The following is a 7,407-nucleotide window of genomic DNA, read 5'->3' as shown; positions in this document are numbered from 1 at the left end:
GTGCCGCTTCAAACGGCCCGGCCAGTTCTGGACGCCCAAAGGCATGCGCCATCTGGCCGCACTCTCCGAGGCACGCCATAATCACCACTGGGATCAACTCTGGTTCACTACCTAATCGGGGGCAGTGTCAAGATGCGCCCGAGGCTTCCCGACATCACGGTTGACACTTCACTTCCGGGAATTACTATCTCTTCCCTATTGGCGTGTTCGTCTATCGGCTAGGACACGGCCCTCTCAAGGCTGAAAGACGGGTTCGATTCCCGTACGCGCTACCAACTTAGTTTCGGGTTTCTTGTTTCCAGTTTCGGTCGCTCTGCTTTTCAACACGTTGCCCTTGCACTTTCAGCCCTGACATCCGAACGTATGTCCATGCGTCATTTTCAGATCATCTTCAATCCGACGAGCGCGTCGGAACTGGCCAAGATGCCGAAGGAACTCCAACTGGAAATCCTCGGGGAGTTCCGCGGCCTTCCGCAAGAGTGCGTCAGCACGGATCTGGAAACGTTCGGCAAGCTGGAACGTGACGGCAAGATTCTCCACCGCTTCCGGTTGGGTGATTACCGCGTCTACTTTGAGCGCCACGATCTCGGCGTGGTGGTTCATCGCATCCTCAGCAAGAACTCGATGAAAGATTTCCTGTTCCGCTCCAAGTTGCCCACGGGTGAAGACGAAGCGCTACAGGACAATCCGAAATTCTGGGAACTGATCGAGGAAGCGAAAAAGACGGCGTAACATCCCGTTACGTTACGCTATTTTAAAAAGAAGAAGGGCATCCGTTTGGATGCCCTTCTTCTTTTAAAATCTTAAGAAAACCATCAATCCCTCAACTCCACGTTCCAGTAAGCCACATCAAGGAAGTGCTTCCAATCATCATGGCAACGGGCGCTGAAATTGAACTGCACAAAGGGACGCCACTTCGGTTTCGTGGGCTTGCGGAAGAGCTTCATGCCTGCCTCGGCCGGAGTGCGGTTCGCCTTCCGCGTATTACACGGGATGCAGGAACAGACGATGTTCTCCCACGTCGTCGGGCCACCGCGATCGCGCGGTATGACGTGATCCAGATTCAAATCCCTTCTATCCATCTGCTTGCGGCAGTATTGGCAGGTATTGTGATCGCGCTCGAAGATGTTGTGACGGGTGAACTTCACTTCCTGCTTCGGCAGGCGATCAAACACCAGCAGCATGATCACACGCGGCACGCGGATGCTGAAGGAAATCGTGGTGACGCTTTCCGGATGCGGCTCCTGTTCGGAAAAGTCTTTCCACTGGGGAAAATTGTAGGTTTCGAATTCGCCATCTTGGTCGCCTAAAACGACCTGCGCCTGGCCTTGGAAGAGGAGAGCAAGAGCGCGACGCGCACTGCAGACATTGACTGCCTGCCAGAGGCGGTTCAGCACAAGCACTTGCTGGTCAAGGAATGAACTCATAGGAACTCAAACCCGTATCGACGGCGCGGAACCTAGCGAACGGAAAAAAGAAAGTCAACGCCCGTAACGCAATCGTTACCGTTATTGCGCAAGAAGCGGTTGCGAGGGGCTTGGCCACCTATTTCAACCAACCCAAGGACACTAAGAACTGTTCCGTCTGGATAAAAGCATCGTTCAACAACGCTCCGTCGAACATGAAATAGCCATGCACGCCACCTTCATTCACGACCAGTTCGGAGCGGTTACCCGCCTTCAGCATGGCGTCATGGAACTTCTGTGCGCCTTTGAATGGGGTCGTCGTATCGCCGCTGCCATGCAAGGTGAGCGTAGGTGGAGTGCCGGGCTTCACCTGATGCGCTGGCGAGATCTCCTGCCAACGGCTGCCGATGAGGGCATTGCCGTAACCTTCCTTCGATGTATCAATGACAGGATAATAAAGGATCATCGCATTCGGCACGCTGGATATCTTCGGATCATCGGTGGATTCATCAACGCCCTCGAACATCGCGGTGCTCGCGGCCACGTGTCCACCGGCAGAGCCACCGTTTACCACGATGCGATTCGGATCAATCCCCAACTCCTTCGCGTGCGCCCTGATGTAACGTACAGCCGAACGGCCATCCTTCACGCAATCGAAAACCGTATTCGTCCCCTTCGTTGTCACCAACCGGTATTCCATGCTGATGCCAACCATGCCGCGCTCCGCAAAGTACACAGCGAAAGGATACATGCGACGCGGCTCACCTCCACGCCAACCACCGCCATGAATCGTGAGAAAGCAGGGACGTTGATCACCCGCTTTCAAACCTTTTGGCTCGAAGATATGCAGGCGCAGCTCGCGTCCGGCAATCTCTTTGTAAACGACCTTGCGGGTGGGCTCCACTTTGGCCGCGATCTGGGCAGCGGGATCGAGAGGCTTGGGTTCGGCAGAGTGCAGGGAACTTCCGACAACCAAAGCAAACAGGACAGCAAGATAACGCATACAAATAATCATTAAGAGTGATTCGAGCTGCTCATTTCAGATCGTTCTTGATGAGAGCGAGGCCTTCAGGCGTTGTCGCTCCAACGAAGACGCACCAGTCGTTTTGAAACCATTTCAGAAAGCTGGCGGCCTGTCCTTCACGGACATACGTGCGCATGCCGTTGATCTCACTGACAAAGTTCCAATTCTTCTCCAGCAAAGCGAGCATCCCCTTTGAGCAAAGTATCGAGCCGGTATGCGGCAAACCACCGCCGAAGGTCGACTGCCAAACGAGCATACCCATCAAAAACGCGGAGCATTTGCGATTCTCCAAATACCATTTCGCGAGGCCATCCTCGTTTGACGGACTCTGATAAACAGCGGCATCTGATGCACCGGTATTGGTCCCCCAAACGACTGCCCCTTGGTTCTCCTCCATGAAACACAGTTTACCTTTGTGCAAATACCATTCAGATGGCCGGAGCAAACGGTTATAGGCACGGTTCAATTTGTTTTGCTGCCCTGCCACCAGATAATACTCGCGCAAAGCCGTCGGCAGCTTGATACCCAGTCGCTTCTCAGCACTTGTGATTTTCTGTTCCGCTACACCATCACGGCCCTTTAGCGGCTGCTCCAATAAAGCGAACATCTCTTCATACTTGAGCGAATAACTTGGAGACTTGGCCTTATGAGTGCGCATGGTGGTTCATTGAGCTTCACCACAACGGCTCGTTAACGCCAAGAAATTTTCTGACATCCAGCGGTTTCTGGTGTCTAATCCTCGCTATGGGAACACAGGCAGCATTGTTGAGGCTGGAAGGATTGTCCAAACAGTATCCTTCCGCCGAAGGGGCGGCGCCGCTCTACATCTTGAAAGAAGTCACGCTGGATATCGCGCAGGGCGAGGCCGTGGCGATTATCGGTCCGTCCGGTTCGGGCAAGAGCACGTTGCTGAACGTGCTCGGCACTCTGGATAAGCCGAGCGCAGGCAAGGTCACCTTCGGCGGACGCGATGTGACGCAGCTCGATGAACTCGCGCTGGCCGCGCTGCGCAATAGCGAAATCGGTTTCATTTTTCAATCCCACCATCTGCTCCCGCAATGCACGGTGCTGGAAAATGTCCTCGTGCCGACCTTGGCCGCCGATGGTAAGCGCGGACCGGAAACGGTGGAGCGCGCGAAGCGATTACTGGAGCGCGTCGGCCTGGCGCAACGCCTAAGCCATCAGCCCGGCCAGCTCTCTGGTGGCGAGCGGCAACGCGTCGCCGTGGTGCGTGCGCTGATCAATCAGCCGAAGCTCGTGCTCGCGGACGAACCTACCGGCGCGCTGGACCGCGTGTCAGCCGATAACCTCGCGCAACTCCTCGTGGAGCTGAACAAGGAAGAGGGTGTGACACTCATCGTGGTGACCCATGCCCTCGATCTCGCGAAAAAGATGAACCGCATCCTGGAACTGCAAGACGGCAAACTCGTGGAGAAAAAGGGTTAACCACAGATGCACATAGATTCACACAGATGGGAAACGCGCCAACGCATTCATCTCCCTCGCCCCCTCGGGGGAGAGGGCCGGGGTGAGGGGGCAACCGCACGCCAAGTATATAAGTTTCGCTCTAACGCCTCACGCCAACAATTCTCATCTATCTGTGTCCATCTGTGTTCATCTGTGGTTAAAACCCCCACGGAGGCGCTCGTATGATGAGCCTGGGAACATTGGTGCGGCGCAGTCTCGCGTATCATTGGCGCGCGCATCTGGGTGTGTTGCTTGGTGCCGTCGTCGGTAGTGCGGTCTTGATCGGCGCCTTGCTCGTCGGCGATTCCGTTCGGGCGAGCCTGAAGAAGCTCGCGCTCTTGCGCCTTGGCCAGACGGAGCAAGCACTTGCTTCGAACGACCGCTTCTTCCGCTCTGCTTTGGCCGGAGAGATTTCTGCGGAAGTCAAAACGCCGGTAACACCCATCGTGCAAGTGCTCGGCACCGCAAGTGCCCGTGGCGGTAAAGGGCGTGCGAACAAGGTGCAGGTGCAAGGCGTGGAGAACGGCTTCTGGGATCTTGCGCAGAAGAAACCCTCGTGGGCGACGATTCCCGATGGCTCAGTCGTTTTGAATGAAGGGCTCGCCCGACAGCTTGGCGTGAAGGAAAAGGAGGATGTGGTCTTTCGTGTGCCGAAACCTTCGGCACTTTCCCGCGATGCACCACTCGCTTCGCAGGAGGATGCGTCCGCCGCCTTGCGCGTGACGGTGCATGCGATCGTGACGGATGAAGAGTTCGGGCGCTTCGGTCTGCAAGCGAGCCAGTTGCCACCCTTCAATGCGTTCATGCCCATCGCGTGGTTGCAACAACGCCTCGATATTCCCGGCAAAGCAAACCTGTTGCTCGTGGGCAAAGGCGAAGCGAATGGTGATCAGCTCACGGCCGCCTTGAGGAAGCATTGGCAGATCGCCGATGCGCAGATCGAGCTGCGTGATTTGGCAGATGCGAAAGCGATTGAGATACGCACACCGCGCGTGTTTCTCGATTCACCGATGGCGCAAGCTTCTGAGAAAGCGGGCGCGAACGGAAAGAAGATTCTTACGTATTTCGCGAATGATATCCGCCTCGGCACGAACTCCGTACCCTACTCCATGGTGACGGCGGCCGGGGAGCCATGGTTGCCTGCGGGCATCAAAGAGGATGAGATCGTACTCGGACAATGGGCTGCGGATGACCTCAGCGCGAAGGCGGGCGACATCGTCACGATGACGTATTATTTCGTAGGCATCGGGCGCAAGCTGGAGGAGCGCACGAATACCTTCCGCGTGCATTCCGTGGTGCCACTCAGCGGCATTTATGCGGACCGCTCGCTCATGCCGGATTTCCCCGGCATGACGGATGCCGAGAACTGCCGAGATTGGGACACGGGCTTTCCAATCAAGATGGACGCCATCACAGACAAGGATGAAAAATATTGGGACGATCACAAGGGCACGCCCAAGGCTTTCATCTCTTTGGCTGCCGGGCAAAAACTTTGGTCCAATCGCTTCGGTGATCTGACGGCTGTGCGTTACGACAGCGGCAGCATGACGACGAATCAACTCGCCCAAGCCATCCAGCAACAGATGGACCCCGCGAGCGTCAGTCTCAGTTTCCTGCCGGTGCGCGAACAGGCGCTCAAGGCGGTGGATCAATCGCAAGACTTCGGCGGCCTCTTCATCGGGTTCAGCTTCTTCCTTATCGTGGCGGCGTTGTTGCTCATGGCGCTTTTGTTCCAATTGGGTGTGGAGCAACGCGCGCGTGAAGTGGGTACGTTGCTCGCGTTCGGTTTCACGCCCAAACAAGTGCGGAATCTGTTGTTGGGCGAGGGAAGTGCGATCGCTTTGATCGGTGGTGTGCTGGGTGCCGTGGGCGGTATCTGGTATGCGCGCGGGATGCTCTATGGTTTGGCGAACTTGTGGCGCGATGCCGTCGGCACGTCCTCGCTCGCGTTTCATGCGCAGCCGCAGACGTTGGTGATCGGCACGGTGGCGAGCTTCTTCGTGGCGCTCATCACCATCTGGCTCGCCGTGCGAAAGCAGGTGCAACGCCCCGCGCGTGAATTGCTCGCCGAAGGTGCCGAGGAACGGCGCACCGTTCTGGAAGGTTCCAAGAAGAGCAAGGCGGGCATCATCGCTACCGTGTGCATCGTGCTTGGTTTGGTGATGGTCGTCTGGGCGAAGGTTGGCGGTGATGGTGGCAGCGCAGCAGGATTATTCTTCGGCGCAGGCGGGCTATTCCTCATCGGCGGCTTAGCAGCGAGTGCCGCGTGGTTGAACAAATTGCGTGATGCGGGCCTGAAACTTTCGGCGGATGAACTTGCGGCACAGTTTCATTTGAACGGCCTCGGCATCCGCAATGCCGTGCGTCGGCGTAAGCGCAGTCTGGCGACGATCAGCTTGCTCGCGTGCGGCAGCTTCCTTGTGGTAGCGGTAGGGGCGAATAAGTTGAACGCCATCGCCGATGCCGGGAAGCGTTCTGCGGGCACGGGTGGCTTCGCCTTCATCGGGGATACGACGTTGCCCGTGGTGCATGATCTGAACGTGCAGGAAGGGCGAGAGTTCTTCGGCTTGGATGACAAGAAGCTGAAGGATGTCTCGCTCGTGCCGTTCCGCGTGAAGGATGGCGATGACGCGAGCTGCCTCAACCTGAACCGCGCGCAGACACCGCGTTTGCTCGGTGTGAATCCGCTGCTCTTGCAGGAGCGCAAGGCATTCACCTTCGCGAAGCTCGGCGATGGCGTGAGCAAAGAAGAACCGTGGCTCGCGCTGAAAGCTTCGGTGCAAGGTGATGAAGTTCCCGCCATCGGTGATTTCAATTCCATCATGTGGGCGATGGGCAAGAAGGTGGGCGATACGCTGGATTTCCGTGACGAACGCGGCCAGGTCTTCAAGGTGCGCATCGTGGGTGCCGTGGCTAATTCCATCCTGCAAGGCAACTTGCTCATCGATGAAGCGGCATTGGTGGCGAAGTATCCTTCCGAGAGCGGCCATCGCATGTTCCTCATCGATACTCCGGCGGAACGCGCGAAAGAAGTTTCCGCCACACTCACCAAGGCCTTGCAGAACGAAGGTCTGGAACTGACTTCCACGGCACAACGTTTGAATGCCTTCAATGCCGTGCAGAACACTTACCTCAGCACCTTCCAAATCCTTGGTGGACTCGGCCTCTTGCTCGGCAGCCTCGGCTTGGGCGTGGTGGTCTTGCGCAACGTGCTGGAACGTCGCGGTGAACTCGCGCTCATGCAGGCGATCGGTTTCCGCGCACAAACACTCAAGTGGCTCGTCATCAGCGAGCATGGCGTGTTGTTGCTCGTGGGCTTGGCGGTGGGCGTGATCTCCGCATTGATCGCGGTGTTGCCAGCGTTGCTCTCGCCGGGTGCGGAGATTCCTTATGCGTCACTCGCGATGACCCTCGGAGCCGTGCTGCTCAGCGGCGGCGTGTGGACCCTGGTAGCCGCAGCGTTCGCGTTGCGGGGGCAGTTGTTGAACGGCTTGCGGAGTGAATAGGTTA

General features: G+C 57.1%; 6 protein-coding genes and 1 tRNA gene. 4 read left to right on the top strand and 3 right to left on the bottom strand.

Translation table 11 applies throughout. From position 1 onward, the window contains the following. Positions 1-200 precede the first annotated feature (200 nt). Positions 201-275: transfer RNA gene (locus VGH19_15955), tRNA-Glu, on the top strand. A gap of 88 nt (positions 276-363) precedes the next feature. Continuing rightward, positions 364-732, top strand: a complete 369-nt coding sequence (locus VGH19_15950; GenBank protein ID HEY1172862.1) for a hypothetical protein — start codon at positions 364-366, stop codon at positions 730-732. Between the two features lie 83 nt (positions 733-815). Here the strand turns inward: VGH19_15950 and VGH19_15945 are convergent, their stop codons facing one another. From VGH19_15945 to VGH19_15935, 3 genes are all read right to left on the bottom strand, one after another. Further along, positions 816-1,427 (bottom strand): HNH endonuclease, encoded by a 612-nt coding sequence (locus tag VGH19_15945; GenBank protein HEY1172861.1) that lies wholly within the window; start codon positions 1,425-1,427, stop codon positions 816-818. A gap of 118 nt (positions 1,428-1,545) precedes the next feature. Next, positions 1,546-2,409 carry an alpha/beta hydrolase gene (locus VGH19_15940; GenBank protein ID HEY1172860.1) on the bottom strand — a complete coding sequence of 288 codons (864 nt, stop codon included), beginning with the start codon at positions 2,407-2,409 and terminating at the stop codon, positions 1,546-1,548. Positions 2,410-2,440: 31 nt separating this feature from the next. Further along, complete coding sequence (locus tag VGH19_15935; protein ID HEY1172859.1) at positions 2,441-3,088, bottom strand: hypothetical protein; 648 nt, start codon at positions 3,086-3,088, stop codon at positions 2,441-2,443. Positions 3,089-3,174: 86 nt separating this feature from the next. Between VGH19_15935 and VGH19_15930 the strand changes: the two genes are divergently transcribed. Further along, positions 3,175-3,876: an ABC transporter ATP-binding protein gene (locus VGH19_15930; protein ID HEY1172858.1), complete on the top strand. Its 702-nt coding sequence runs from the start codon at positions 3,175-3,177 to the stop codon at positions 3,874-3,876. Positions 3,877-4,079: 203 nt separating this feature from the next. Further along, on the top strand, positions 4,080-7,403 hold the full coding sequence (locus tag VGH19_15925) for an ABC transporter permease (protein HEY1172857.1): 3,324 nt from the start codon (positions 4,080-4,082) through the stop codon (positions 7,401-7,403). The last annotated feature ends 4 nt before the right edge of the window (positions 7,404-7,407 follow it).

This window comes from Verrucomicrobiia bacterium, assembly GCA_036405135.1.
Lineage (GTDB): Bacteria > Verrucomicrobiota > Verrucomicrobiia > Limisphaerales > JAEYXS01 > JAEYXS01.
The sequence above is the reverse complement of the archived record's forward strand: the minus strand, read 5'-3'. Positions and strand labels throughout refer to the sequence as shown.